This window comes from Nostoc sp. LEGE 12454 (genome assembly GCF_056620565.1).
The window spans coordinates 383,697-409,896 of record NZ_JBWQXL010000001.1 but is presented as its reverse complement, the minus strand read 5'-3'; the positions used below and the strand labels follow the sequence as shown (position 1 = coordinate 409,896).

General features: G+C 41.3%; 23 protein-coding genes and 3 pseudogenes. 7 read left to right on the top strand and 19 right to left on the bottom strand.

The annotated features are described in order from the left end of the window. Positions 1-16 precede the first annotated feature (16 nt). The 3 genes from AC1F2U_RS01790 to AC1F2U_RS01780 all read right to left on the bottom strand — a co-directional run bounded on the left by AC1F2U_RS01790 (position 17) and on the right by AC1F2U_RS01780 (position 3,086). A complete protein-coding gene (locus tag AC1F2U_RS01790) occupies positions 17-1,309 on the bottom strand; it encodes a photosystem II assembly protein (RefSeq protein ID WP_480259570.1) in 1,293 nt (430 codons plus the stop codon). Next, positions 1,302-2,240, bottom strand: coding sequence for an SPL family radical SAM protein (locus tag AC1F2U_RS01785; RefSeq protein ID WP_480259569.1), 939 nt, complete (start codon positions 2,238-2,240; stop codon positions 1,302-1,304). The genes AC1F2U_RS01790 and AC1F2U_RS01785 overlap by 8 nt, the downstream gene beginning before the upstream one ends. 66 nt (positions 2,241-2,306) lie before the next feature. Then, positions 2,307-3,086 (bottom strand): class I SAM-dependent methyltransferase, encoded by a 780-nt coding sequence (locus AC1F2U_RS01780; protein WP_480259568.1) that lies wholly within the window; start codon positions 3,084-3,086, stop codon positions 2,307-2,309. Between the two features lie 99 nt (positions 3,087-3,185). Here AC1F2U_RS01780 and AC1F2U_RS01775 point away from each other — a divergent pair, with 99 nt between their 5' ends. Beyond that, the gene (locus AC1F2U_RS01775; protein WP_480259567.1) at positions 3,186-4,043 is read left to right on the top strand and encodes a ParA family protein; all 858 of its coding nucleotides are present in this window, start codon (positions 3,186-3,188) and stop codon (positions 4,041-4,043) included. Beyond that, complete coding sequence (locus tag AC1F2U_RS01770; protein ID WP_480259566.1) at positions 4,043-4,462, top strand: hypothetical protein; 420 nt, start codon at positions 4,043-4,045, stop codon at positions 4,460-4,462. The genes AC1F2U_RS01775 and AC1F2U_RS01770 overlap by 1 nt, the downstream gene beginning before the upstream one ends. Before the next feature lie 19 nt (positions 4,463-4,481). On the opposite strand, the pseudogene AC1F2U_RS01765 reads toward AC1F2U_RS01770, so the two are convergent. From AC1F2U_RS01765 to groES, 3 genes and pseudogenes are all read right to left on the bottom strand, one after another. Then, positions 4,482-5,274, bottom strand: a pseudogene (locus tag AC1F2U_RS01765) (Rpn family recombination-promoting nuclease/putative transposase). 216 nt (positions 5,275-5,490) lie between these two features. Next, on the bottom strand, positions 5,491-7,125 hold the full coding sequence (gene groL, locus AC1F2U_RS01760) for a chaperonin GroEL (RefSeq protein ID WP_480259565.1): 1,635 nt from the start codon (positions 7,123-7,125) through the stop codon (positions 5,491-5,493). 103 nt (positions 7,126-7,228) lie between these two features. After that, complete coding sequence (gene groES, locus AC1F2U_RS01755; RefSeq protein ID WP_100898362.1) at positions 7,229-7,540, bottom strand: co-chaperone GroES; 312 nt, start codon at positions 7,538-7,540, stop codon at positions 7,229-7,231. A gap of 1,105 nt (positions 7,541-8,645) precedes the next feature. On the opposite strand from groES, the gene AC1F2U_RS01750 reads away from it, so the two are divergent. Then, entirely contained in the window at positions 8,646-9,323 is a 678-nt protein-coding gene (locus AC1F2U_RS01750) for a response regulator transcription factor (RefSeq protein WP_012407592.1), read from the top strand. A gap of 77 nt (positions 9,324-9,400) precedes the next feature. On the opposite strand, the gene AC1F2U_RS01745 is transcribed toward AC1F2U_RS01750, so the two are convergent. The 3 genes from AC1F2U_RS01745 to cheB form a co-directional block, all read right to left on the bottom strand. Next, on the bottom strand, positions 9,401-9,709 hold the full coding sequence (locus AC1F2U_RS01745; RefSeq protein ID WP_480259564.1) for an NIL domain-containing protein: 309 nt from the start codon (positions 9,707-9,709) through the stop codon (positions 9,401-9,403). 258 nt (positions 9,710-9,967) lie between these two features. Continuing rightward, positions 9,968-11,362, bottom strand: coding sequence for an ATP-binding protein (locus AC1F2U_RS01740; protein ID WP_480259563.1), 1,395 nt, complete (start codon positions 11,360-11,362; stop codon positions 9,968-9,970). 182 nt (positions 11,363-11,544) lie between these two features. Then, positions 11,545-12,537 carry a chemotaxis-specific protein-glutamate methyltransferase CheB gene (cheB, locus tag AC1F2U_RS01735; protein WP_480259562.1) on the bottom strand — a complete coding sequence of 331 codons (993 nt, stop codon included), beginning with the start codon at positions 12,535-12,537 and terminating at the stop codon, positions 11,545-11,547. A gap of 271 nt (positions 12,538-12,808) precedes the next feature. Between cheB and AC1F2U_RS01730 the strand changes: the two genes are divergently transcribed. Then, entirely contained in the window at positions 12,809-13,210 is a 402-nt protein-coding gene (locus tag AC1F2U_RS01730) for a hypothetical protein (RefSeq protein ID WP_480259561.1), read from the top strand. Between the two features lie 105 nt (positions 13,211-13,315). Here the strand turns inward: AC1F2U_RS01730 and AC1F2U_RS01725 are convergent, their stop codons facing one another. Beyond that, positions 13,316-15,574 carry a hybrid sensor histidine kinase/response regulator gene (locus AC1F2U_RS01725; RefSeq protein ID WP_480259560.1) on the bottom strand — a complete coding sequence of 753 codons (2,259 nt, stop codon included), beginning with the start codon at positions 15,572-15,574 and terminating at the stop codon, positions 13,316-13,318. A 77-nt stretch (positions 15,575-15,651) separates the two neighbouring features. Here AC1F2U_RS01725 and AC1F2U_RS01720 point away from each other — a divergent pair, with 77 nt between their 5' ends. After that, a complete protein-coding gene (locus AC1F2U_RS01720; RefSeq protein ID WP_480259559.1) occupies positions 15,652-15,861 on the top strand; it encodes a hypothetical protein in 210 nt (69 codons plus the stop codon). 94 nt (positions 15,862-15,955) lie between these two features. On the opposite strand, the gene AC1F2U_RS01715 is transcribed toward AC1F2U_RS01720, so the two are convergent. The 6 genes and pseudogenes from AC1F2U_RS01715 to AC1F2U_RS01690 form a co-directional block, all read right to left on the bottom strand. Beyond that, a complete protein-coding gene (locus AC1F2U_RS01715) occupies positions 15,956-16,672 on the bottom strand; it encodes a chemotaxis protein CheW (RefSeq protein WP_480259558.1) in 717 nt (238 codons plus the stop codon). 9 nt (positions 16,673-16,681) lie between these two features. After that, a pseudogene (locus AC1F2U_RS01710) lies at positions 16,682-17,794 on the bottom strand (methyl-accepting chemotaxis protein); the annotation flags it as partial. A gap of 234 nt (positions 17,795-18,028) precedes the next feature. Then, positions 18,029-18,493, bottom strand: coding sequence for an MCP four helix bundle domain-containing protein (locus AC1F2U_RS01705; RefSeq protein WP_480259557.1), 465 nt, complete (start codon positions 18,491-18,493; stop codon positions 18,029-18,031). 71 nt (positions 18,494-18,564) lie between these two features. Beyond that, positions 18,565-19,017: a hypothetical protein gene (locus AC1F2U_RS01700; protein ID WP_480259556.1), complete on the bottom strand. Its 453-nt coding sequence runs from the start codon at positions 19,015-19,017 to the stop codon at positions 18,565-18,567. 240 nt (positions 19,018-19,257) lie between these two features. Beyond that, complete coding sequence (locus AC1F2U_RS01695; RefSeq protein ID WP_480259555.1) at positions 19,258-20,538, bottom strand: CheR family methyltransferase; 1,281 nt, start codon at positions 20,536-20,538, stop codon at positions 19,258-19,260. 21 nt (positions 20,539-20,559) lie between these two features. Further along, entirely contained in the window at positions 20,560-21,036 is a 477-nt protein-coding gene (locus tag AC1F2U_RS01690; RefSeq protein WP_480259554.1) for a chemotaxis protein CheW, read from the bottom strand. A 153-nt stretch (positions 21,037-21,189) separates the two neighbouring features. Here AC1F2U_RS01690 and AC1F2U_RS01685 point away from each other — a divergent pair, with 153 nt between their 5' ends. Further along, a complete protein-coding gene (locus tag AC1F2U_RS01685) occupies positions 21,190-21,963 on the top strand; it encodes an Rpn family recombination-promoting nuclease/putative transposase (RefSeq protein ID WP_480259553.1) in 774 nt (257 codons plus the stop codon). 220 nt (positions 21,964-22,183) lie between these two features. On the opposite strand, the gene AC1F2U_RS01680 is transcribed toward AC1F2U_RS01685, so the two are convergent. Continuing rightward, positions 22,184-22,417, bottom strand: a complete 234-nt coding sequence (locus AC1F2U_RS01680; protein ID WP_334939127.1) for an EF-hand domain-containing protein — start codon at positions 22,415-22,417, stop codon at positions 22,184-22,186. 36 nt (positions 22,418-22,453) lie between these two features. Continuing rightward, positions 22,454-22,765 (bottom strand): annotated as a pseudogene (locus AC1F2U_RS01675) (Uma2 family endonuclease); the annotation flags it as partial. A gap of 144 nt (positions 22,766-22,909) precedes the next feature. Here AC1F2U_RS01675 and lysS point away from each other — a divergent pair. Then, on the top strand, positions 22,910-24,433 hold the full coding sequence (gene lysS, locus AC1F2U_RS01670; protein ID WP_480259552.1) for a lysine--tRNA ligase: 1,524 nt from the start codon (positions 22,910-22,912) through the stop codon (positions 24,431-24,433). A gap of 121 nt (positions 24,434-24,554) precedes the next feature. Here lysS and purF read toward each other — a convergent pair whose 3' ends face one another. After that, positions 24,555-26,054: an amidophosphoribosyltransferase gene (purF, locus tag AC1F2U_RS01665; protein WP_480259551.1), complete on the bottom strand. Its 1,500-nt coding sequence runs from the start codon at positions 26,052-26,054 to the stop codon at positions 24,555-24,557. Positions 26,055-26,200: the final 146 nt, after the last annotated feature.

Genomic DNA, 26,200 nt, shown 5'->3' with positions numbered 1-26,200 from the left:
TATCTGCAATTTATCATTATTTTCTCGCCAAGATTACATAATCATCTAATGTATAGTGTAACTGATGCTTCTGACCAAAATACTGCTGAAGTATTGGACTCATATACAGTTGTTTTGGTAATTTTTCTCGAGCAAACTTACCAAATTCAATACCGGATAAAGGTATTCTTGAATCTGTTGAGGTTAGATATTTATACCAGACTAACTCTAATCCAAGTTCTGCTAGAAATTTATCCATTACATTTTTTTCTTGCTCTTGGTTTTGAACTTGGTGAACGTCATAAGTTTTGAATAATTTCTTATCTTGTACAATTAGTAGAATATAGCCTGATGTTTTTAAGCTAGTGGCAAATATTTGCTTGTAAGTATTATTAGTTTCAACCCTCTTGGCTTTATCTATAAAGAAGCAGTGGGAAATTACGATAAAGTCGAAAAAATCTTTGGGTAGATTATTCGACTGAGTTTTCCAAGTAAAAATATCAGTAGTAACAAAGCGGAAGAAAGCATTTACTGGGGTTAGACGTGATTCTATATATCGTCGCCAAAACTGAAGTCCACGAAATTGGAAGGCATCTTGTTTTTCTAAAGAGTAGTAAGATATGTGCATTTGCGGGATATGAAAAAAACCGCTACTACTTTGGAGAAATAAAGCTAAACCATAGGCAACTGTTCCTGGGCCTGCTGCAATATCAAGAATATTAACCTTACTTGGTAGTAAAGCATCCTGGTAAATGAGAAACCAAGCTAAATATATACAATATACACAATATACATTTTCTAAAAAATACTTCATAAAGTAGACATGAGGAGTTAGACTAAAATGGTAGTCTGGATCTTGTCCAATTTTTAAGTTATTAATATCCTCAAGAGCGTCTTCTAACTTAATAAATAACTGTTTATCAGAAATCTTACTAAATTCTTCTTTAAGATATTCAACTAAACTTGATTCAAAATCATCAAATATCCGTTCATCAATACCAGTAGATTGCAATTTATATTCATCGTGCTGAATTAAATTAAAATTTTTATAGATATATTTAACAAATTCCTCATCTGGCATTAATATGAGATTATCTTTTGGTTGGGATGCTTCTGTTAATTGTTTACTTAAAGTTTCTGCTTGTCGTTTGTATTCTTGGGAATAACGTTCAAGTTGAAGTTTATCCCTAAATAGTTTTTCTAACCATGAGAATCTTGCACCTGATTTTTGAATCTCTTGCAATAATTGCGTTGCACGTCGGATATTCCCGCTTTTTAAAGATAATTTTAACTGCTGACTTCGCCACCAATTTATGATAGGATTATTCATAACCAAATCCTTCTTTGCCTTCCATAATTTCTACAAATGGAAGCCGAGAAACTAACTTTTTCTTAAATTTAATATAGTTTAATTTCTCATCTTCATACCACCAAGAGTATTTTTGCTTAATTTCTTCAGCTTCTTGGCGAGTTGATGCTATGAGAGAACGACTGTGGCTAGCATGAAAAGCTTGAATTACAATCCTATCAGCAATGGCTATTTTTTCAATAAAAGCAGCTTCATCAGTTGCTAAAGTAGGAAGTAAAGGGGTAATAGTAATAGAAATTTTAGGAACAAAACCTTTATAATAATTAATACTTTGTTTTATTTTATTGATAGCATTTAGTCTAGCTTTAATACTGGGCGATCGCGGTTCAAAATCCTTTCTCACTAATTCGCTTCCAGTGGGAATGCTCATATTAATTCGCAATCGCTTAAATCGTTGTAAATAATCAATATCTCTAACAATAATTGGGCTACGAGTTTGAATCACCAAGGTTGGAGTTGGATAACCGTCAATCCCCACATCAAGCATTACCTCCAACAACCGACGAGTCAATTGATGTTTAGACTCAAGTGGTTGATAAGGATCGGTAACGCTACTCATATATATACTAGGAGGAGTCTGGGAATTTTTTTCATACCATTTTTTTAATTCTTTCGCTAAAACTTCAGCAGAATTTTCCTTAAAAATTACCCATTTACCCCAATCTTGGCGCATTTGAGCATTAGGGGTAAATGCAGCAGCATAGCAATAACTACAACCGTATTGACATCCCCTGTAAGGATTTAGAGTAAAATCATAATTACCAATAAAACCAGTAGCTTTTGTTAAGAGTGATTTAGCGTTTTGGGCATAAACATTGACATCTCCAAATTTTTCTCGGACTAATTTCGTAGGAGTGCATTCGCAATAACCTTCATATTTTGGTTGTGCCATGTGAATCCTGATATTTATTGAGAGTGAATTAACGCACCCTACTTCTTATGATTCCCATTTTTATTTTTAAATTACTTCACTAAGGTGTACGCTAGTGCGATAGACCATATAGATAAAACCACTTTCATCACGAAAGCGCTGATATAATTCTTGAAAATTATCAATAAGCTGTTCGTATGCCGAGCCTTCACGCGGAAGGTAAGAAACGCTCATTGCTCTGCCAATAAGTCCACTTAAATCTAACTGTTGTCTATAAGTAAAATTATATTCACGGATGTTAATAAAATGGGGAGTTACTAACAATGGCTCTACCGACTGCATTCGAGATTCTGCTGGGTGATTATTAGATGCTTCGCGGACTATTCGGCTATATTCTGTAGTTAACGCATCTTCTCGATCGCGGTTATTCCACACCACAGCCAAGCGTGCTGATGGTTTTAAAATGCGGTGGAATTCCAATAAAGTTGGTTCGGGATTGAACCAGTGGAAAGCTTGAAAACAAGTAACTAAATCAACCGATTTCTCAGGTAGTTGGGTAACTTCTGCTGTTCCATCACGAAACTCTATCAAAGGATGTGGTTTAGCAGCTTTTCGCATCGCCGCGTTTGGTTCTATGGCTATGACATTAACTCCCCGTTCAGCTAACAATCTTGAAGCAATTCCTGTACCTGCACCAATATCTGCTGCTACGAGTTGTGAATTTTCACCTAATCCTTCCAAGATAATATCAATTGCATCTGCGGGGTAACTTGGTCGATATTTTACATAATCATCTGCTCTCTCAGAAAATCGGTTGAGTGGGTTTAAGGTATGTAAGGGGGTTGTTTCAGGATTAATTTGGCTCATGGGTTTTTATGTAAAAGTGGAAATGAACCTGTTAGTTGGGCATATTTCCAGGGAAACATAGAGCTGTAGCCTATGAAATGCGTCAATCTACCAGAAATTATGACAGCTAAAGTGATAAGCATTTGCAACCTCAAAGGTGGAGTTGGCAAAACTACCATCGTCATGGCATTAGCGGAATATTTAGCCGGCGATACCATGTACAAAAAGCGTGTACTTGCTATTGACCTTGATCCTCAAAGTAATTTGACTAGTGCTTTAATGTCAGAAGAGGTTTGGGAAAAAGAATTTGAAAGTAAAAAATTGACATTGCCTTATCTATTTAAAGATCCTGAATATTTTTTAGAAAATGTTAAAAATGAAAATTTTATAGTTAAACACAATGTTTCAAATGTTAGGAACGGGAATTCTTTTGCCCACTTACATCTGATACCTAGCAGCCCAAGACTATTTGAAATTCAGGAAGAATTGCCATCAGGTTATTATTCTTTTAACTTTAAACCTGTTGAACTTATTCGTACAATCATAAAACCCTTACTAAATAATTATGATTATATTTTAATAGACTGCGCTCCGAATATTAACACAGTAGTTAAAAGTGCATTTCTAGCTAGCCATGCTTGTATAATCCCTTGTGTACCAAACCGAATGTCAATTCATGGATTAGATTTATTACTTGAACACATTGAAAAGTTTAATAGAGATTATGTACATAACTTAAAAGCAGTTGGAACATTAATTTCTCGTTACAACCGAACAATAGCCCAAAGTGAAAATTTAAACTCTATTATTGTTAACCCTTTCTATCCACAAGTTTTTGAAACCAAAATTTTAGAAAGAGCAAAAATTGCAGAAGGGTTAGAATTGAATAATTATTTGACATATAAACAAAAATATGATGATTCTCATGATTCTATGGTGAAATTAACTAAAGAATTTATACAGAGAGTAGGTAGATAATGGAAGCATCACAAATAGCAGATTTATTAAGAGCGATCGCAGAAGTTATAGAATCCGATCCAAAACTGGCTAAGGCTGTAGAAAAATGTCTAACTAACAGTTTAAAAGCTCAAAAAAGTAAAGATTCATCCGAAGCAACACCAAAGCAATCAGAGGCTAGTAAAACTCTTGAAAATGGTGATATTATCCTAACTGAATGTCGGCAAATTTTACGCGAACAGGGTGAAGAACAACTGAGGTTTTACTTAACTGAGCTAGGAGAACAGGTTAGAGAATTATTGAAACACGGTCAACTTGACCCGAAACGCTCTATGCGCCGCCGGAAGGATTTGAATATTATTATTGAGCATATTATTCAAAAACTGCAAGCTCAAGATAAAAGCGGAAAACTACTTGCAGCCTCAATCTCTAAAATATGATGCAGTTTTATTAATTCCTCTATTGCTGCTCTAAGCAAGCTACTAAATCAGCAATTTCCGAAAAATCCAACAAAGCCTCTCCCAAATTTTCTAACTGTTCAGCAGATAAATTCCGAACCTGCTCAAGTAATGATCCATTAATATCACCAAAACGCCGTTTAAGTAGACGACTTATCAATTTAAATGCTTCTTTTTGAACGATATCTTGATAAATTACAGACTCTTTCATAATATCCTCCCGTAAAAATTGACGAACCAAATCCTTGTCAAACCGCAAACCCGCCAGAATTTCTACACAATCCGCAATATTTTGTCGCTCCTCTCTATCTGGAATTGTAGTGACTTGTTCAGCTACTTGTGCCAGTAAACTTTATGGCGAGTCAGTTCGCGTCAAACTTGCTAAAGGTAACAGCGCCGGATTAACTAAAAATAGTGTTGAATCTTGCTCCCAAAGGCGAACAACCTGATATTGGTGAATTGTCATGTTGTCCCGATATTCTTCAGTAAAAACGATTTCGTTAGTAATTTCTTGCAAAGAGATTAGCACTTGCACTACAGAACAACGGTACTGACGCTTCAATCTCACAGAATAATCAAGCATTCGGAAATTAAGCGCCGGATTAGATTTCGCCAAAGTTTGAAATTCAATGTGCAAAATTTGGTTAGCTGCTTGCAAAAATGTCACAGAATCCGCGCGAATTGGTTCAAGCGTGAGTTCCGTTTTTAAGACTTCAATTTCTTTCTTGCACCTCTACCCCAAGTAACCAACGGACAAACTCGGCTGGGTACTGTTCTGTGTTCTGACTTTTCACGTTATGTGGAAAAGCGCACGAAAAGCCTAACCCCCTAACCCCCTTCCCGACGCGGGAAGGGGGAAAATTCAAAGTCTCTCTCCTTTTAGGAGAGAGATTTAGAGAGAGGTTTTCCACATACCGTGAAAAGTCAGGGTACTCTTCTTCCTCTCCTAACACAAAAAAACAGCCGCCTCCTCAAGGGAAGCAGCTGTTTTATTATGTAACTACAAAGTATTAGTAATCGAAGTCGCCGCCACCAGCACCAGCGCCAGCAGGAGCGCTATCTTTTGGTTCAGGCTTGTCAACTATAATACATTCGGTTGTCAACACCATACCAGCGATAGAAGCAGCGTTTTGCAGAGCAGAACGAGTCACTTTCGCAGGGTCAACAATACCAGCAGCTAACAAATCAACAAACTCGTTGGTTGCAGCATTGTAGCCAATGTTGAAATCCTTCTCTTTGACCCGTTCAGCAATAACAGCACCATTCTGACCAGCGTTTTCAGCAATCCGCTTCAGAGGTGCGGGTAAGGCACGAACGACAATCAACGCACCAATCAACTCTTCATCCTTAAGGTTGCTCTTTGCCCACTCTTCCAATTCAGGAGCAAGGTGAGCCAGAGTTGTACCACCGCCGGGAACAATACCTTCTTCCACAGCAGCTTTGGTGGCGTTGATAGCGTCTTCTAGGCGCAACTTCTTGTCTTTCATTTCGGTTTCGGTCGCTGCACCCACTTTCACTACAGCAACACCACCAGAGAGTTTAGCAAGACGCTCTTGTAATTTCTCTTTGTCGTAAGAAGATTCGGTTTCATCGATTTGACGACGAATCTGTTCTACACGAGCCTTAACAGCAGCTTCGTTACCTTCGGCAACAATTGTGGTGCTGTCCTTGGTGATGGTGATCCGGCGAGCTTTACCCAAGCTATCCAGCTTGGTGTTATCTAGCTTCAAACCAGCATCTTCGGTAACTAGTTGACCACCGGTTAAAACGGCGATGTCTTCTAATAGTGCTTTGCGGCGATCGCCAAAGCCAGGAGCCTTAACAGCAGCCACGTTGAGTACACCGCGCAAACGGTTTACTACCAAGGTTGCCAAAGCTTCTTTTTCAATATCTTCGGCGATAATCACCAAAGGACGACCAGCACGAGCTACTTGCTCTAAAACTGGTACGAGGTCTTGTACCAAAGCAATTTTCTTATCGGTCAGCAGTAGAAAAGGCTCATCAAAAACAGCTTCCATCCGTTCAGCGTCGGTAGCGAAATAAGGAGAGATGTAGCCTTTATCAAAGCGCATCCCTTCAGTGATTTCCAACTCGGTGAACATAGATTTCCCTTCTTCTAGGGAAATTACGCCTTCCTTACCCACTTTATCCATTGCTTGGGCAATCATCTGACCAACTTCTTCGTCATTACCAGCCGAGATCGCACCAACTTGGGCAATGGCTTTGGAATCTTCCACTGGACGGGCGTGTTCAGCAATTTTTTCTACGAGGAAGCCAGTAGCTTTGTCAATACCGCGCTTCAGGGAAATTGCGTTAGCACCAGCTGCAACGTTCCGCAAGCCTTCTTTGACGATCGCATGAGCTAAAACGGTAGCGGTGGTAGTACCATCGCCCGCAGCATCATTGGTCTTAGAAGCAGCTTGACGAATCAGGGCTACACCAGTGTTTTCAATATGGTCTTCTAATTCGATTTCTTTGGCGATCGTTACACCGTCATTAACAATTTGCGGTGCGCCAAATTTCTTTTCTAGGACTACGTTACGACCTTTGGGGCCAAGGGTAACAGCTACAGCCTCAGCCAGGATGTCAATGCCTCGTTCCAAGGCGCGACGGGCGTTTTCGTTGTAGATAATGCGCTTTGCCATAATTTATTGTTAGTTGTCCTTTGTCATTTGTCTTTTGTTCTTCGTCATTTGTCATTTGTCCTTTGTCCTTTGTCATTGGCTAATGACTAATGACCAATGACCACTAGATAACAACTGCTAAAATATCTTTTTCAGAAAGCAGTACATATTCTTCAGTGCCGAGCTTGATGTCAGTGCCAGCGTACTTAGAGTACAGCACCTTATCGCCGACTTTGATTTCCAATTCCTGACGGTTTCCATCGTCATTACGCTTGCCAGGACCAAGGGCCACTACTTCCCCTACTTGGGGCTTTTCCTTGGCGGTATCGGGCAAATACAGACCACCAGCGGTCTTTTCCTCAGAGGCGTTCACTTTTACGAAAACGCGATCGCCTAAAGGTTTAACTGTAGAAACGCTTAAAGATAAAGCTGCCATAATTATTTTCTCCAGAGTTTAGCACTCTCAACTCCTGAGTGCTAATTTACCGAAAAGTGGCGTCCAATGGCAAGAATGCCTTGAGTACGGGTTCCCGAACTAGAAGGTCATAGATGTACTTAAGTATAAATGCTTAATTATTTATACCTTGCGGGTTTTGTTCTGTAAGTTACGAAGAGAGTAGGGAGTGGAGAATTAAGAGTTATGAAAATTCTTCCCTATTCCCCATTCCCTACTCTCCAGTCAACTTTATTTGCAAAGCTTGCAAATTGTTATGGAAGTGTAATCAGGGAGCCGCTTGATGAGTAACAATACAGTGACAGCGATCCAGTCCAACCATGAAATTCCCAAAAAACTCAATCTTTGGAACATAAGACCCTGAGTAATTGTGTAGAAAGTTTAGGACTTGCAAAAATTCAGCGAGACATTTTTATTTATTTGCGCTGACCAGGCAATTGCTACTCAAAACGAGCTAGTCTGGAATTCTGGGATTACTTAAAAAAGCGACTTAAAGATTTAAAACTCGATGAGCCGTACTAAAGTCATTCTATTTGCGTCTATAAAACTAAAGCCAACTGCTTGCGTGTTTCTGGTTCTAGATCCATAATGGTGATTTACGCTGATGGTGTCTGGTATCGCCAAGCAAACCCGGAAGTTACTCTGCGGATCGTCCGAGAACACTGAATAGGCAATAAGGTGGTAGAAGAATATGCGTTTTCAATCCATCTTTTGCCAGAAACTTCCCTAGTTTCTTGTGAACACCTCATAGAGGCTTAACAACCAAAGGATATGGTATAGCAGTAAGCTTTAAGAAAGTGCGGGTTGGTTTTGAGGTAGGGTCATCTTTAAGCCAATACTTACTTGTGAGTCCGAAAGATTATTATTTAATCAGTGTTTTTTACCCTGCCACTTTCAAAGCGATATATAATAGCGCATTATAGATACTACTGCTATACGTATCCTTGCTGGACTTTTGCTATCGAGCTACTAGTCTATTGAAAGTGCTCGGCATTTTTGAGACTTCGAGACAGCAAAGGCAAGTTAAGTAGGAAAAAGGACAACATCTCGAATAACCCACCATAGAGGATAAATATTCAAGACTTTGATGGACCGAAGCGCGACAAGTGCCACTGCTATGAAAGAGCCCAGCATGAAAGATCACAAACGACTTCTATTGATTGATGATGACCCTAACCTCATCTTGCTGGTGAAGGATTACTTAGAATTCCGGGGATATGAAGTCATCACCGCTGAAAATGGACGTGAAGCTCTGGAAATTTTAGAGCAAGATGTTCCAGACATGATCATCTGCGATGTGATGATGCCGGAAATGGACGGATATACTTTTGTGGAACAAGTCCGGCAAAACGAACGCACCAGCTGGATTCCGGTTCTTTTCCTTTCAGCTAAGGGACAAAGTGCAGACCGAGTTAAAGGTCTGAACAAAGGTGCTGATGTTTATATGGTCAAGCCCTTTGAACCAGAAGAACTCGTAGCGCAAGTTGAGTCCTCGCTGAAACAAACTATCCGTTGGAAAGAACACCAAGCAAAAGGAGGCGAAAACGGTTCCCGTATCCAGGTTCCCTTCGATGTGCAATTAACCCCAACCGAACTGAAAGTAGTTCAGTTTGTTGCTAGGGGTTTAGCTAACCGTGAAATTGCTGAAGAACTCAATGTTAGTCAGCGCACGGTTGAAAGCCATGTGTCCAATATGTTGGGCAAAACTAATCTCCACAATCGCACTGAACTAGCGCGGTGGGCGATTGAAAATCAAATGGCCTAAAATCAGCAACGAGTGCTGAGTGCTGAGTGCTGAGTGTTTTTGACTCAGCACTCATAACTCAGGACTAAGCACTCAATTTACCAACCATCTTCTTCAGGGCTGGATTGGTGCAAAACTTCTAAATCCAGTTCATCCAGGTAAGTTAAGGCGCTTTCTATTTGGGAAGTAGTACCTTGTAGTTCCAAGTCGAAGCAGCTATATTGTGGTACGTTTGTGCTTACCTGAGCATCAGCAATAACGATTGTGACCCCATAGTGAGAAACCAGTCGTGAAATGACTGGTTCCTCATGCAAATCTTTAGGAATGCGAACTTGGATGCGAGTTTGGGTGCGTCTATTATCTAAAATATCTATATTAGATTTTACTTGTTTTTTTGGAATTGCCATTCTAGCTTCCTACTCGACTTCTGGGATGAGGGTTTTACTTTGCACGATTCTTTTAACACTAGCGTTACTCATCCTATGCACGCAAATGGTAGCAAATGATTCATAATTCATCATCAAGATTCGATGATATAAATTATGGATTACTATAAAAAACTGCGATCGCATTTAAGTGGATTATAAATTTATTAACTTATAAGTAAATCTTTGTTGAAAGATGAATAAACATCTTGGAGAATAATTCTCCGATTAAATCTTAATTTAAGTGTTGCTTTTATTATTAACAGGTAATGCTATTGGAATTTCGATCGTAAATTCTGCTCCACGAGCAAGTTCAGACTTTAGCTGGATATTTCCCTGATGTTTCTGAATAATTTGATGGCTAATTGCTAAACCTAGTCCCGTTCCTTTGTTGATAGGTTTAGTTGTAAAGAAAGGATCGAATATCTTGCTTTTAATCTCCGCATCTATTCCATCACCGTTATCTCTGAATGTAATTATCACTGTTTCTAATTTAGTTACTTCAGTCTGAATCACAATTTGCTTTTGGATCTGATTATCTAGCTCTAGTAAAGCATCAATGCCATTACTAAGGATATTCATGAATACTTGGTTTAGTTGTGCTGGATAACATTGAACTGGTGGGAGATTTCCATATTTTTTTATAATTTCGATTTTTGGTTGTAGTCGATGATTTAAAAGTAATAAAGTACTTTCAATACCTTCATGAATATTCACAGCTTTTTTCTCTGACTGATCGAGTCGAGAAAAGTTTTTTAGCGATAGTACGATGTCACGAATCCGATCGGTTCCTATCCTCATGGATGAAAGAATTTTTGGTAAATCATCGATGATAAAATCAATATTAAAGTCACCAAACTTTTCTTCAAATAAAGAATACGAATCTGGATGTTCTTGTTGATATAGTTGGATTAAATTTAAAAGACAGTTTACATGGTTATTAAGATGATTAAAATTCCCGTGAATAAAATTAACAGGATTATTAATTTCGTGCGCTAATCCTGCAACCATCCGGCCCAAGCTAGACATTTTCTCTGTCTGGATCAATTGAACTTGGGTAGTTTGTAATTCTCGTAAGGTATTTTCTAACTGTTGGGCTTGAAGTTGGGCAGTAGCAGTTGCAGTAGTGAGTGCTTTGAGATTATTGTAAGCTTTGGAATGATAACGAATGCGGGCAATTAACTCAACTGCATCAGGTAACTTAATTAGGTAGTCATTTGCACCCTCAGCAAAAGCATCGGCTTTCAACTTTGCTTCTTCTTTACTGGATAGCATGACGATAGGAATATCACGAGTTACTGGATGAGAGCGAAACCAACGCAGTAACATTAATCCATCGATATCTGGCATGATCATATCCAAAAAGATCACCGTTGGTTCTATGGCGATCGCATCTTGAATAGCTTTAGCTGGATTGCTTGTGTAGTGAAGGGAAATATCTGTTTCTGTCGCAACCATCCGACGGAAGGCTTCGCTGATAATTACCTGATCGTCAATTAGCAAAAGTCTGACTGTGGATATTTTGGCATCCAGAATAAATGGCATAGCTTGTGGGGTTTGTGGTTCACTCCACTTTGGTGATAATCTTTCTGTCTTTTGAGATATTTGTAAGAGTGCTGTTTCTTGCGGGTTCATTTAGCACCTCTAAATAGGTCTTTGTTTTCACGACTACAAACTAATAAGTTAAATATACTAAGTTCTGATTGTCGCAATTATATCTCAGTAAATCATTGTATTAGTGTTTTGAAATACTTCGTAAAGATATTTTAAGTATTTGCCTTAACACAAATATGTGCATTGCCGTGATATAAACTTTGCTATTTAATTAAGTATTTTCCCGTAAAATTGATGCAGCCTGATGCGATCGCCTCAACTGGCAAAACCTCCACCGCAGCTTTTAATTCCACTGCTACTTTCGGCATACCATAAACAACGCAAGTTTTGCGGTCTTGAGCAATAGTATGCCAACCTGCTTCGCGCAATTGTTTTAAGCCTTGAGCGCCATCTCCACCCATCCCCGTCAGCAACGCCCCAACCCCCTTTCCAGTCCAATTTTTAGCCACACTCTTGAAGAAAACATCAACTGATGGACGATAGAAAAAATGTAGTGGTTCTTTGTCATAGCCAATGGTGAGGTCGGGACGCATCACTAAATGATGGTTTGTGCCAGCAAGCAGAACTTTACCAGGCTGTGGTGTAGAGTTTGCGATCGCTAGTTGCACAGGTAGAGGAATTTGCTCATTCAACCAAGCGGCTAAACTTTGAACAAATTGGGCATCTATATGCTGAACAATAACCACCGCCGCCGGAAAGTCTTGAGGAAATTGGCAGAGAATAGTTTTCAATGCCTGGGGCCCACCAGTGGAAGCCCCGATAACGATTAGAGGTGGAAGTGATTTTGAGTGATGGACAGGCGGCGATCGCCGATGTGAAGATTTGCCAATTAAGCGGGCGATCGTGGCAATTTTATTTAGTAGCCCATCATCACCTAAGATTGGCGTATTGATGGCATCTAAGGCTCCATAGCCCATTGCTTCAAAAATCTTGGCTGCATAGCGATTAACGCTAGCTGTTACCATCACAATCGCGCAGGGAGATTGCCTCATGATATGCCGTGTAGCTTCTACTCCATCCATACTGGGCATCAGCACATCCATCAAAATCAAGTCAGGAGTATCAGCCGCACACTTGCTCACAGCTTCCGCACCATCGTAGGCAACCCACGCCAGCTTGTAACCTGGTATTTTTACCACAGCCCGCCGCAGTGCCTCTACAGCCATGAACATATCGTTAGCGATCGCAATTCTCACAAGTTATGGCATTTCTCCAAAATAACGCGACAAATACAACAGATAGAAACCCAGATTAAATCTAGAATCAGCCCTTTCAAGGTGGTGAAATTTGAAACGAAAATTGGTAATTTCAACATTCAAAAAGCCCAAAATCTGAGCGGAGGATTCAAAATGGTAGCACTGAAACAACGTATCTTTGCTCGTCATTTTGAAAGGGCTAGTCCTATATAATTTAGATGCCTTTGCCATATAGTCTAAACTCCAGTTTATAAAGCACAAGGAGTAACCAATGAAGCACTTTACCCTGTTTACTTTTCTGTATTTAGCAGCAGGAGCTTGCCTAACAGCGATCTTCCTTGGACATTCTGACATCGCTCCAAACCTTAAAACAATTCTGCTAATTAATGCTGGACTGTTATACCTTACTTCTGTCCTAAGTACTTTTCCATTTTGGCGTAATCGCGTACTACAAAGCGAAGCGAGACTGCGCGATAAACCTGCTTGGGATCGGAATATTGTCATGATTATACCGATATTCCTCATTGCATTCATGCTTGTTATAACCATCCCCGACCTGGTGAATCACAACTGGGCAACTCCGGTAATCGCCAGATCATCTATAGGGCTACTGGTCATCCTACTTAATGCAGAACAACTTTTTATCAGAAACAAAATTCGGCAAGAATCCTGATTACTAGACAGACAGTACAGGGAGATGGATGAGATTTTTTGTCAATGCGTAAGTTCTAGATTCAGCCCTTTCAAGGTGATGAAATTTGGTAATTACGAATTATTATCAAGCCTCTCCAATTAAATCAATCACCGCCTTTAACAGAGTGTCGTCATGAAAGCTGCTCTTAGTTAAGTAGTAGTCTGCACCTGCTTCTAACCCTTGCAGTCGGTCTTCTTCCCGGTCTTTGTAAGAAACGATAATCACAGGTATTTGCTTCAACTTGGCATGAGTTTTTATCTGGCTGGTGAGTTCAAAGCCGTTCATCCGGGGCATATCAATATCTGTCACTACCAAGTCATAATCGCCACTGCGGATTGCATTCCAACCATCAATGCCATTAACCGCCACTTCAGCTTTGTAACCATTGTTTTCCAAAAGTTTGCGCTCCATTTCGCGCACAGTTATTGAATCATCCACTACTAATACTCGCTTGTAAGTTTTGGTAACTGCCTGATGAGCAGACTGATTTACCTGAGAAAGTTGTCCACTGGAAAATACTTTAGCAATGGAACGTACCAAATCTTCAACATCGACAATCAACACCGGGGAACCATCATCCATCAGGGCGGCGGCGCTAATATTCGGGACTTTACCAAGGCGGGGATCTAGGGGGCGGACAACCAAATTGCACTCGCCGAGAAACCGATCTACAACTAATCCATAACGATTGAAGCGATCGCTAATTACAATCACTGATAGCGATTCTATATTCACCGCAGGCGAGGCTAACTCTAAAACTTGACTTGCTAAAATCAACTCCACAGGTTGATTATTTATGACGAAAAATGGGCGATTTTCCGATACAGCAATCTTAGACTTCGATAATATCAACACCTCTTCAATGCGTGTCAGTCCAAAAGCATAAGGTTCGCCAGCAATTTCCACCAACAGGGTGCGAATCACAGATAACGTCAATGGTAACTGCAAGTGAAAGGTCATACCCCTTCCCAACACAGAAACCGCCCGCAGCGTGCCGCCAACTTCCCGCACTGTGCTATGGGCGATATCCAGCCCCACACCTCTACCCGAAATTTCAGTTACAGTCTGGGTTGTGGAGAAACCAGGTAAAAACAGGAACTCCATCAATTCAACTTCGGTAAGTTGGGCTGCCATTTCCGGGTTTGTCAGTTGTTTGCCGATGATAACTTGGCGCAAAAACTCGATATCGATTCCCCGCCCATCATCTGCAACGGTGATAAACAGCATTCCGGCGCGATGGGTAACTTCAATCCGAATAATTCCTTCTTCTGGCTTTCCTGCTGCTAGACGTTCCTGGGGCAATTCAATGCCATGATCGATCGCATTCCGCAGGATATGAGTCAACGGAGCTTCCAGACGTTCTAGAATATCTCGATCTACCAAAGTAGACTTACCAACGATTTCCAGTTTCACCCGTTTACTCAATTGTCTAGCTAAGTCGCGCACCATTCGCGGAAATCCCTGTCCCCCATCCGCAAAGGAACACATTCGAGTAGCAATAACTTCTTGATATAGGCGCTGGGCAAGGTTAGCAGAACGCTGAGAAAATTGTTCTAGTTCGTTTTGGCGATCGCTCATCATCTGGTAACATTCGTTAGCTTTTTGATGAGTTGCACTCAAGGTTTCCTTAATTTGCCGATCCAGATGATAGTTGCCCAATAACTCCTGCAACTTCTCCAGCAGGTTGGACAATTCCCCCTGATTGCTTCTCAGTTTCAGCAAAGAGTTAGCAAATGGTTCTAATAAATTCGCTTCAACTAAAGACTCTCCTGCTAAACCCATTAAGCGATTCAGATTTTCAGTACTCATTCGCACCGCCCGATTTTGGGTGATGCCCAGTTCTTCTAATGGGGATGGAGAAATAAGGGTTGTCTGTTGGTTGTCTTCTAACTGCGCTGTTGTTACTAGGGGATGAATTTCTGTAGAGGTTGCTTCTAAAGTTAAGATATTAGCGATCGCACTCACCAATGATTGAATGCCAACATCTTCTAACACCTGCAAATTTGGGTTGGCTGTAACCGTTTCCGCTATTCGCAGGAGCATATCTACCCCTTGCAACAATACATCAATGCGATCGGCAGTTAAGGTAACTTTTCCCTCTTGAGCCGCCACAAAACAGTCTTCCATGACGTGGGCAAGGTTGACAACCGGATCGATTTGGACAATTCGCGCAGCGCCTTTGATGCAATGGGCTGCCCGCATTAAAGCTGCCAGTTCTGGTTGGGGATCGGGCTTTGTCTCCAGTGCCAACAGGCGATCGTTCAATACCACAACTTGAGCTTTTACTTCCATGTTGAATAAATCAAGCAAGGAAAGATTGCTGACATCAAATTCTTCTAACATTACTGCACCTTCCTAGACACACCGATTCATTAATCCTGGAAGAACCTCTCCCCCTACCCCTCTCCTACGAAGCTACGGTGTATACACAAGTCGCTTCATCTGCACGTTTGTTGCATTGCCCTGCACGTTTGTTGCATCGCCCTGCACGTTTGTTGCATCGCCCCGCACGTTTGTTGCATCGCCCCGCACGTTTGTTACATCGCCCTGCACGTTTGTTGCATCGCCCCGCACCTTTGTTGCATCGACCTACAAAAATTAACCCACCCTACGTTACGCAGCAACTTTAAAACACTTGTGTATACACGGTAGCTCCTACGAGGAGAGAAGAGTTTAGCTCCCCCTTCCCTTGTAGGGAAGGGGGTTGGGGGGTTAGGTTTTTGATTACAGCACCTTCCTAGCTAAGGTGGTGAATAACAATTCATCATCCAAATAGCTGACACTGTGCGATCGCTCCATTGGTGACACGCCAGGTTGCCAGTGAAATAATCCTTTTGTATAAGTTTGAGTCAGACTCTTAGGCGGATCTTGTAACTCACTCCGGTGAAATCGGTGTACTCCATAAAGTTCATCTACACCAAACACCCAAGTTTTATCTGCTTTTTCCAGCACCACCATGCGCGAATACACCACTGGACTGAGGGTTTGTACTGCTGTATCGGCAGTTTCCAGATTCAACAGATCGTTCAAAGAAATACACAATCGCAATTCGCCTCGGATACTTACCAATCCCCGCAAGATTTGGTTGCTGCGATGCGGTAGGGTATGAACCACACTCGCAGGAGAAATTTCTTTGAAGATTTGGGCAGAAAGTGCCAGCCATTCCCGTTGCAGACGAAAAATCACAACCGTGATTTGAGTTGTGCGTAAAGTATGGGATATCTGGGAATTTTCATCAGTTCTAGATTTAGCCAGTAACTCAGTCCACTGATGGCGATAATCTTCAGGTATGGAACGCTCTAGCAAATAGCGTCCAGCAGTAGAGTAAACAGGGCAATTGCGGCAATGGGTATAGGTGGCTAATTGCGGACAAGAGCGATCGCCCTCAATGCCGATAAAATTCCAACAACGTTCAATATTTAATGGCGTAGCGGGGTTCATAAGGGCTGCTCAAGAGAATTGGGGAATCAGGGGTACAGCGTTTTCTGCTTCCACCTGAAAGCGGGCAATCTCTTGACGCAATCCCTGCGCCACTTGGTTAAGTTGGGCTATGGCGTGATTAATTTCCCGCAAAGAATCTGTACTTTGCACGGAGGTATTGCTCAACTGCACCATCGTTTCACTAATTTGTTGCGCTCCCACAGATTGGGTTTCCATGCCCTGGTTGACAAACTCAAATCGCGGATTCAGGTCTTGCACTTGCTGGATAATTTGCCCAACCTGTGTACTAATACTGGCAACATCTTCTATATTCCGCCCAACTTCTGCGGCAAACTTGTCCATCTCCATCACACCTGTAGAGACTGACGATTGCATCTGCTTCACCATCTGCTCAATGTCGAGGGTAGCAACGGCGGTTTGATCTGCTAATCGCCGAATTTCTCTAGCAACGACAGCAAAGCCCAAGCCATACTCTCCAGCTTTTTCGGCTTCAATTGCAGCATTTAACGACAGCAGATTCGTTTGGTCTGCCACCTTGGTAATTGTGACGACAATAGTATTAATGCTATTTGCCTTTTCGCTAATTACTCCCAATCGGGCAGCGATCGCATTAGTGGCTTCTGCTAACTGCCGCATAGTGGTTTCCATCCGCACTATATCTTTTTGACTATCATTCGCTGCTGTAGTTGTGATTTGGGAAATAGTTGCAACTTGTTCCATTGCACTTACTAATTCCCTAGAAGTAGCGGAAATTTCTTTAGTAGCGGCAGCTACCTCATTAGTAGAAGCTACCTGTTCCGTGAGCGTCCCTTCTAATTGTTTACCCGAAGCTGCTATTTGAGTCGCTGAGGAAGTAACCTGTATGCCTGAATGCTGTACCTGACGAATCAGAGTGTTGAGATTCTGAGTCATAGTTTGGAAAGCAGTTAAGAGTCTATTCATTTCATCTTTGCTGTTGGAGTCAGCCGCAATTTTAGTTGTTAAGTTTCCCAGAGAAATTTGCTCTGCAACTCTAATAACACTAAAAATCTGAGAAGTAATTTGTCGAGCGATTACAAACCCAAGAGTAATCGCAGTTATGGGGCCAATGGCAATTCCGACAGAAATCCAGAAAATACTGCGACCCACATTCTGTTCGACTTCTTTTTGTGTATCTGATATGAAATTTTCATTGAATTTTACAACTTTTTTTGCTTGTTCTATAGTTGTTTTAAATAATGCTTCTTCCTGTTTTTTTATCTCAAAATCAATTTTATTGCGTAACTCTAACCTCTTTTGAATATTAGCTGTAATAGTTTCTGGGTTCCCTTGAAGAATTAATTCAAGCTGTTTTTTCCAAGGGTTCTTAATTCCATCTTAATTTATTTTCTGTTCAATTTCTAATAATTTTTCATGGACTTTTTTCCAATCTCCCAAGTTTTCTTTAAGTAAGTTATACTCTTTTAATTCTTCTTCAGTGGATGGAGTTGCGTCGTACTGTGCAATACCTTCGTTAATCTGTTTCCAAGCGTTCTGGATTTCAGTGATTGCATTCTCTCTTTCACTAACAGTAATTTCCGGATTAAATAATAATCGTTGTGCGGATTGAATTTGTGTCTGGCCTTCCTTAATCTTCCATACCCCAGTCAAGCTGGGGATGTCATTCAAGGTTAGTGAGTTAATTGACTGATTTAACTCGTTGGTAACGAACCATGCCAGGAAGGCCATTACGAATACAATCAATCCTATGAATAAAAATGAACCGATCAACCGGGTTTGCAAGGTAATGTTCTTGAACATTGGATATCCTATTGTTCCTCTGTTGCTGTAAAACGCGTTCATCTCTTAAAATTCCCAAATCATAAACAAGATGAACAGTTTGTATTTTTATTTTTAAACAATTTATTAAGTAGCTAGCTTAGTTCAGAGACTAGCTTTTCCTTCTGATGTGAAAGTGTTGAATCCTGAGTAAGAAGTTTGAGTATCTGAGGTGGATGAATCCAGTTCAAAGGTGGATGAATCCAGTTCAAAGGTGGATGAATCCAGTTCAAAGGTGGATGAACGGAGTTCAAAGGTGGATGAATCCAGTTCAAAGGTGGATGAACGGAGTTCAAAGGTGGATGAATCCAGTTCAAAGGTGGATGAACGGAGTTCAAAGGTGGATGAACGGAGTTCAAAGGTGGATGAATCCAGTTCAAAGGTGGATGAATCCAGTTCAAAGGTGGATGAACGGAGTTCAAAGGTGGATGAACGGAGTTCAAAGGTGGATGAATCCAGTTCAAAGGTGGATGAATCCAGTTCAAAGGTGGATGAATCCAGTTCAAAGGTGGATGAATCCAGTTCAAAGGTGGATGAATCCAGTTCAAAGGTGGATGAATCCCAATACTGCTCGGTTAAGAATATAGCGGTTCTCAGTTGAGTCCAATACAGACCTAACCCCCAGCCCCTTCCCTACAAGGGAAGGGGAGTAAGACTCAAAGCCTCTCTCCTTTTAGGAGAGAGGTTTGGAGAGAGGTCAAAGTTTATTGCATACAAACGAGAACCTAACCTACACATTTCTATTTTTTAGGCAAAACCTACACAGTATTGCCTCCTACTCGATCTCCTCAGAACTGTTTATCCTTCGTTAATCGGTGAATTCTTTGCCAGAGAAGATTAGCACTATCCGCATTCCCTTGATTTTCTTTGAGTAATGCTAGATGAGTCAGCGCCTCTTGGTGAGTCGGTTGTAAATAAATTGCTTTTTGAAAAGATTGTGCCGCGCGCTCATTTTGTGCCATTGCTTGCTGCACCTGACCTAGTAAAAGATATGCTTCAGTACTCGCCTGATTTTGGTTGAGATAGTCGTTGCATAGTTTAACCGCCTCATCTAATCGACCTCGATCGGCTAAAGCTCTAGCTGTTTCTAACAAATTTACCTTCAAGTCTATTGGCGATACGGGGTTCTGGGAAGCAACATTTAACCTATCTTGGGCGACAAATTTGGAATGGTTTTTTTTCGGTAGCTGTCGCTTGTTGAGAACATCTATATTTTTGTCTGTAAAGTCTTGTCTCTGAAGATTTGGATGATGATTTTTGCGAACATTTTCGCCTCCCGTGGACTTTCGATGAGCAACTACTGAATTTTGACGAACTGAGATCAATTGAGTTTTAAACAATAACCAAGTTTCAGCGTGTCCCACAAATAGCAAGCCTTCTTCCCTTAGCAACCTTTCTAAGACTTGAATGCTGCGCTCTTTTGTTGTCACATCGAAGTAAATCAACAGGTTACGGCAAAAGACTACATCATAAAGCGGCGTGTCAGCTAGAAAAGCCGGATCTGCCAAGTTGCCATTAATAAAATTCACCATACTTTTCACCTGTTCGCACAGGCGATATCCTGCCTCAGTTCCCTGAAAATAGCGCTCTTGAAACGATTGGCTATTGCCGCGAAACGAGTATTGATTGTAGATTGCTCGTTGGGCTTTTAATAGGCACTTGTTGCTAACATCAACAGCATCGATGTGAATGTTTGTCGCATTTAATCCTGCTTCCAAAAGAGCGATCGCAATGGAATATGGTTCTTCACCCGTTGCACATGGTACACTCAAAACCCGCAGTACGCCTTGGGGATTTTTTAGCAACCATTCAGATAATACGTAATGCTTCAGAAATGCAAAAGACTCTGGTTCTCGAAAAAACCAAGTTTCTGGAACAATTACACTGTCAATCAGTGCTTCCCATTCCTGGGTAGATACCTGTAACTTCCCCAGATAGTGAGCAATATCTGTGATGCCGCAATCTGCCATGCGTTGATAAATCACACTAGCGATCGCATCAGCACCAATAGAATTTGCATCTAAACCAATCTTGCTTTTTAGTAAAGCTTCAATAACAGATTGTGCCATTTATAGAGTCTTCAGACCAATCTAAAACCTAGTATTGTGATGACTTTCTGGCAAGAGATTGACTTGCTGCGCTTCTGACAACAAGTACTCAATGCGAAGACACTGAATCATCCCTCGATCATCTACAATCATCTTGCCCAAATATGGCGCTGTATCTATCTGGATATTGGGATTAACAAATTCAGACTCAGACTTATGTAATGTTTCTACAACTTGTTCTGTCATCAAACCCAAAATATAGGGAGCCTGAAGTTCTGTATTATTACTCCCCCAATAATTGACTAATACAATCCTAGTACTCAGGTACTCACTAGAAGGTTTACCACGCATCAACTGACATAAATCAATTACTGGTACAATGCGTCCGCGATAGTTAAAAACACCAGCGATCTGCTCAGGCTGGTGGGGCAAACTTTTGAGGACAACAAGTGGTATTACTTCTACAACCTGTCGGCTTTCTATGGCATATCGCTCATTCCCAATATTGAGAAGTAACATTAACACTAATTTTCATCTCCAGTGCTAGCTTTTGTATTACTTGTTTAACATAAAATAAAATCGTAGCAATAGATTGGGTTAACTAAAGGAAACCCAATACCAACAAATTTAATTTTTTTCAAAAATACTCGATACCTTTACTTGAAGGCTGCTATGTATGACAATATCTGTAAATTCATTGCCGAAAACTTCAAAGATGACTTGGCAACATGGTTACTAGGTTCACCGATAAAATTAACAGAAGTTAGCCCTACTGAATTATCAAGCGAACCAATTCGCGCCGATTCGTTAATTTTATTGCAATCTGATAATTTAGTTCTACATACCGAATTTCAAACCGATCCTGACGAAGATATTCCCTTTCGGATGTTAGATTATCGAGTTAGGGTTTATCGCCGCTTTCCTAACAAAGAAATGCGTCAAATAGTAATCTATTTGAGAAAAACCAGTTCAGAATTAGTCAGTGAAAATAGTTTTAGATTAAATAACACTTACCATCAGTTTGAAGTAATACGTCTGTGGGAACAACCAACAGACAGGTTTATGAGTATTCCAGGTCTATTACCCTTTGCCGTGCTAAGTCAAACAAACGATCCTACAATGGTATTAACCCAAGTAGCCAAAGCAGTTGAAGCGATTAGCGATCGCCAGCTACAAAGAAATATAACTGCTGCCAGTGGCATCTTAGCAGGTCTGGTGTTAAAGAAAGATGTAATTAGCAAGATTTTAAGGAGTGAGATTATGCGCGAATCAGTCATTTATCAACAAATCCTAGAAGAAGGTGAAGCTAAAGGTGAAGCAGAAACAAGAAGAAAGTTGGCTTTAAATTTGTTGCGAATTGGAATGAATTTAGAACAAATTGCTCAAGTTACTGAATTATCTATTGAGCAAGTTCAAGTTTTACAAGAGGAGATTCAAAATTATTAATTTTAATTAATCGCTTTATAAAAGTAGGTGCCTATACAAGCAAAACCCGCTAATGCGGGTTTCAAAGTTTTTATAAGTCCGTGCAGACGGACTTGGTTTGTGTAGATGCGATTTATAATCGCCTAGTTTTCAAATTCTTAAACTAAAACTCAGCACTTTGCAATGTACGCGGGAACGGAATCACATCACCGATATTTCCCATCCCCGTCATAAATGACTGCTAGTTTAAATTATTTGCTTTCTCAACTGCTTCCTTTAACTCTTCAAAGGTAATACTACCGTCTTTGTCTGAATCATAATTTACTAGTAATTCCTGGGGACTAGTGGTATTTGTTTCTGATGAGATGATTGCACTTAAGCCAGGACTTAAAAAAAGATCATTAATGGATACTTTGCCGTCTCGATCGCTATCTAAGGTATTAAAAAGAGATTGAAGCTCTTGCTCGGTTGTCATAAGTTTCTATCTGAATTGATTTTTCAATTTAATATCTCAAAATCTTGACAAATACGCAAGGACACTTAATAAAAAGATTTTATTGGGTGCGGGATGGCGATCGATATACTTTCGCGAATCGATGCGGACAACAGCGATATCTGGCTCAGGTTCGGAGTATTGACTCAACTGAATGGGATCTTGTAACCGAACTAAGGCAACTTCTGCTAGCAGCCGCTTGAGATAATCAGACGCGCACAGCGTTGTCGCTGCATGGGGAGGATTTTTGGCACTCATGGGGATAACTTGCCCATAAATCAGTTCTACCCATTCATCGGCTGTGATAATACCCGTCTCAAGCATCCGGTGATATTCATCTACATTCTACAAGCGCACTTTAGTTTGTGTCATTGTATTTGGTTTGGCGATATTGTCATCTGCAAAGTGCAAATATCTCTTACTCTCAACTTTTGCAGCATCTATAATTAATCTTGCCCTATTTAGTTCGTTACCATGTCGGAAGAAGATATCCGAGCCGCAAGGCTGGAGAAAGTAGAACAACTCAAGCAGCTAGGGACTAACCCTTATGCCTATCGTTGGGAATCTACCCATCATGCAGCCCAGTTGCAAGAAAAGTTTGCCGATTTAGTCAGTGGTGAAGAAGTTGATTTAGAAGTTGCTATAGCCGGACGCATTATGGCGCGTCGCGTTTTCGGTAAATTGGCTTTCTTCACTTTGCAAGATGAAACCGGTACAATTCAGCTTTATCTGGATAAAAATCGTATCCAAGAAGGTATGGCAGATATTGATGCCGATGCCTTCAATCACCTGAAGCAACTTACAGATGCAGGCGACATTTTAGGAGCCAAAGGTACTATTAAACGGACTGAAAAGGGCGAGTTATCTGTCTACGTTAAACAATATACTATCCTCACGAAATCCCTGTTGCCTCTACCCGACAAGTGGCATGGATTAACGGATGTTGCCAAGCGCTATCGTCAGCGCTACGTTGACTTGATTGTTAACCCAGAAGTGCGGCAAACTTTCCGCCGTCGCGCTCAAATTACTGCGGGTATTCGCCGTTATTTAGAACAGCGAGATTTTCTGGAAATTGAAACGCCAGTTTTGCAAAGTGAAACTGGGGGTGCAGATGCGCGTCCATTTATCACCTACCACAACACCTTAGAAATGGAGTTGTATCTGCGAATTGCCACAGAACTCCATCTCAAGCGGTTGATTGTAGGTGGTTTTGAAAAGGTATTTGAATTGGGGCGGGTTTTCCGCAATGAGGGAATTTCGACTCGACACAATCCCGAATTTACGACGATTGAAGTTTACCAAGCTTACGCCGACTACAACGATATGATGGCGTTGACTGAAGGGATTATTACTACTGTCGCCCAAGAGGTACTCGGCACATTGGAAATCACCTACCAAGGGGAACCGATAAATTTGACACCACCTTGGCGGCGGGTGACAATGCACGATTTAGTTAAAGAATTTACGGGCTTGGATTTTAATTCGTTCCAAAGTTTGGAAGAAGCAAAAACAGCAAGTAAAAATGCTGCTATTCCTGGTATAGATGAAGCCCAATCAATTGGTAAGTTACTAAATTTAGCCTTTGAAGAGAAAGTAGAAGCTAATTTAATTCAACCTACCTTTGTAATTGATTACCCTGTAGAAATTTCGCCCTTAGCAAAACCTCACCGTTCTGTGCCTGGTTTGGTAGAACGATTTGAGTTATTTATAGTCGGGCGAGAAACTGGGAATAGCTTCTCAGAACTTACCGATCCCATTGAGCAAAGAGAACGTTTAGAAGCACAAGCGGCGCGGAAAGCTGCTGGTGACTTAGAAGCCCAAGGTGTAGATGAGGACTTTCTGACAGCTTTAGAATACGGGATGCCGCCTACAGGGGGTTTAGGGATTGGGATCGATCGCTTGGTGATGTTATTAACCGATTGTGCCAGTATTCGGGATGCGATCGCCTTCCCCTTACTCAAGCCAGAAAAATCAGAATCATCCCCAGAAGAATCCTAATCTTACACCCCATTCCTTAATCCCCTCCTCGCTTGCGGGGAGGGTGGGGCCCCCTCTGGGGATTAGGGGCAGGGAGACAAAGCGTAGCTTTGGCGGGGTGGGGTTCTTCTGTTTGAAGCCCCTACACCACTACCTTTTCTAAGATCAGCTTAGAACGTTTCACTTGCTCAGGAATCGTCACGGGATAATCTCCAGTGAAGCAGGCAGAACAGAAACTATTGGTGTCTTCTCGTGTCGCTTCTAGCATTCCTTCCCAACTCAGATAGGCGAGGCTGTCTACTTCCAGTTGCTTGGCAATTTCTGCTACTGACTTGGTAGCAGCAATTAGCTGATCCTGAGAATCGGTATCGATGCCATAGAAGCAGGGATGAGTTACAGGCGGAGACGAAATTCGCATGTGTACCTCTACTGCACCTGCGTCACGTAAGGTTTTGACTAGTTTACGGCTGGTAGTACCTCGTACAATCGAGTCGTCTACAATAATTACTCGTTTACCTACCAGCACATCTTTGAGGGGGTTGAGTTTCATCCGCAGACCCGATTCCCGCATGGTTTGGGTTGGTTGAATGAAGGTTCGCCCAACATAGCGATTTTTAATCAGTCCTTCGCCGTAAGCGACGCCAGACGCTTGGGAAAATCCAATGGCAGCAGGTATACCAGAATCAGGAACACCAAAGACAATATCGGCATCTACAAAAGATTCTTTAGCTAGCTGGTGTCCTAATCGCATTCGATAGCTGTACAAACTCTCGTTGTGCATGACGCTATCAGGGCGGGCAAAGTAAATCATCTCAAAGATACACAATTTCCGCTCGGACTTTTTACTCCAATGATAAGAAGCTAAACCTTCTTCAGTAATCCAAACTAATTCACCTGGTTCTACGTCTCGCAGGTATTCGGCTCCAATGATGTCTAAACCACAAGTTTCGGAAGCCAAAACGTAACGGACTGGATTACCAGCCAAAGTGCCGATTACTAAGGGGCGGATTCCATTAGGGTCGCGGACACCCATAACGCCGACGGGAGTGCCAATAACTAAACTAAAGGCTCCTTGGCAACGTTGAAATGCCTGAATTCCACCTTCTAGCCAATCAGCGCCCGTATCTATGGCTTCTGCGATCGCAAAAGCGATCATTTCTGAGTCTGTTGTTGTGACTAAGTTACATTTATTTTCAAGCAACTCTTGACGTAGTTGCACAGTATTGACTAAATTACCATTGTGTGCAAGCGCTAATGAACCTAAGCGGGTTTCAAGTACTGCGGGTTGGGCATTAACTTTGCGGCTAGAACCTGTGGTGGAATAACGAGTGTGACCAACAGCAAGACTGCCGGGCAATTGATCTAAGACAGATTCATTGAAAACTTGAGACACCAAACCCATGTCTTTGTGGAGATGTACTTGTGTTCCCTCAAAGGTGGCAATACCAGCTGATTCTTGACCCCGATGCTGGAGGGCATACAATCCAAAGTAGGTCAGTTTAGCAACGTTTTCTCCTGGGGCGTAGATGCCAAAAACACCACAAGCTTCTTCTGGCTTGTCAGGCTGATCTTCATGACTATTTATTGGGTTGTTGGTCTGGTCGGGGTATTCATCCGAAGTGACAGAATGAATAGAAATCATGCTAGCTTTGCTCCTGGTGGGGGGGTCAATCAATTTTGGATTTGAGACTTCGGCTACGCTCAGTCGAACGATTGACGATAGCGGAGCGTTAGCGAGTCCGCGAGCGTCTTTTGGATTGATCGCACCGTAGTAAAGATGCGGCTTGG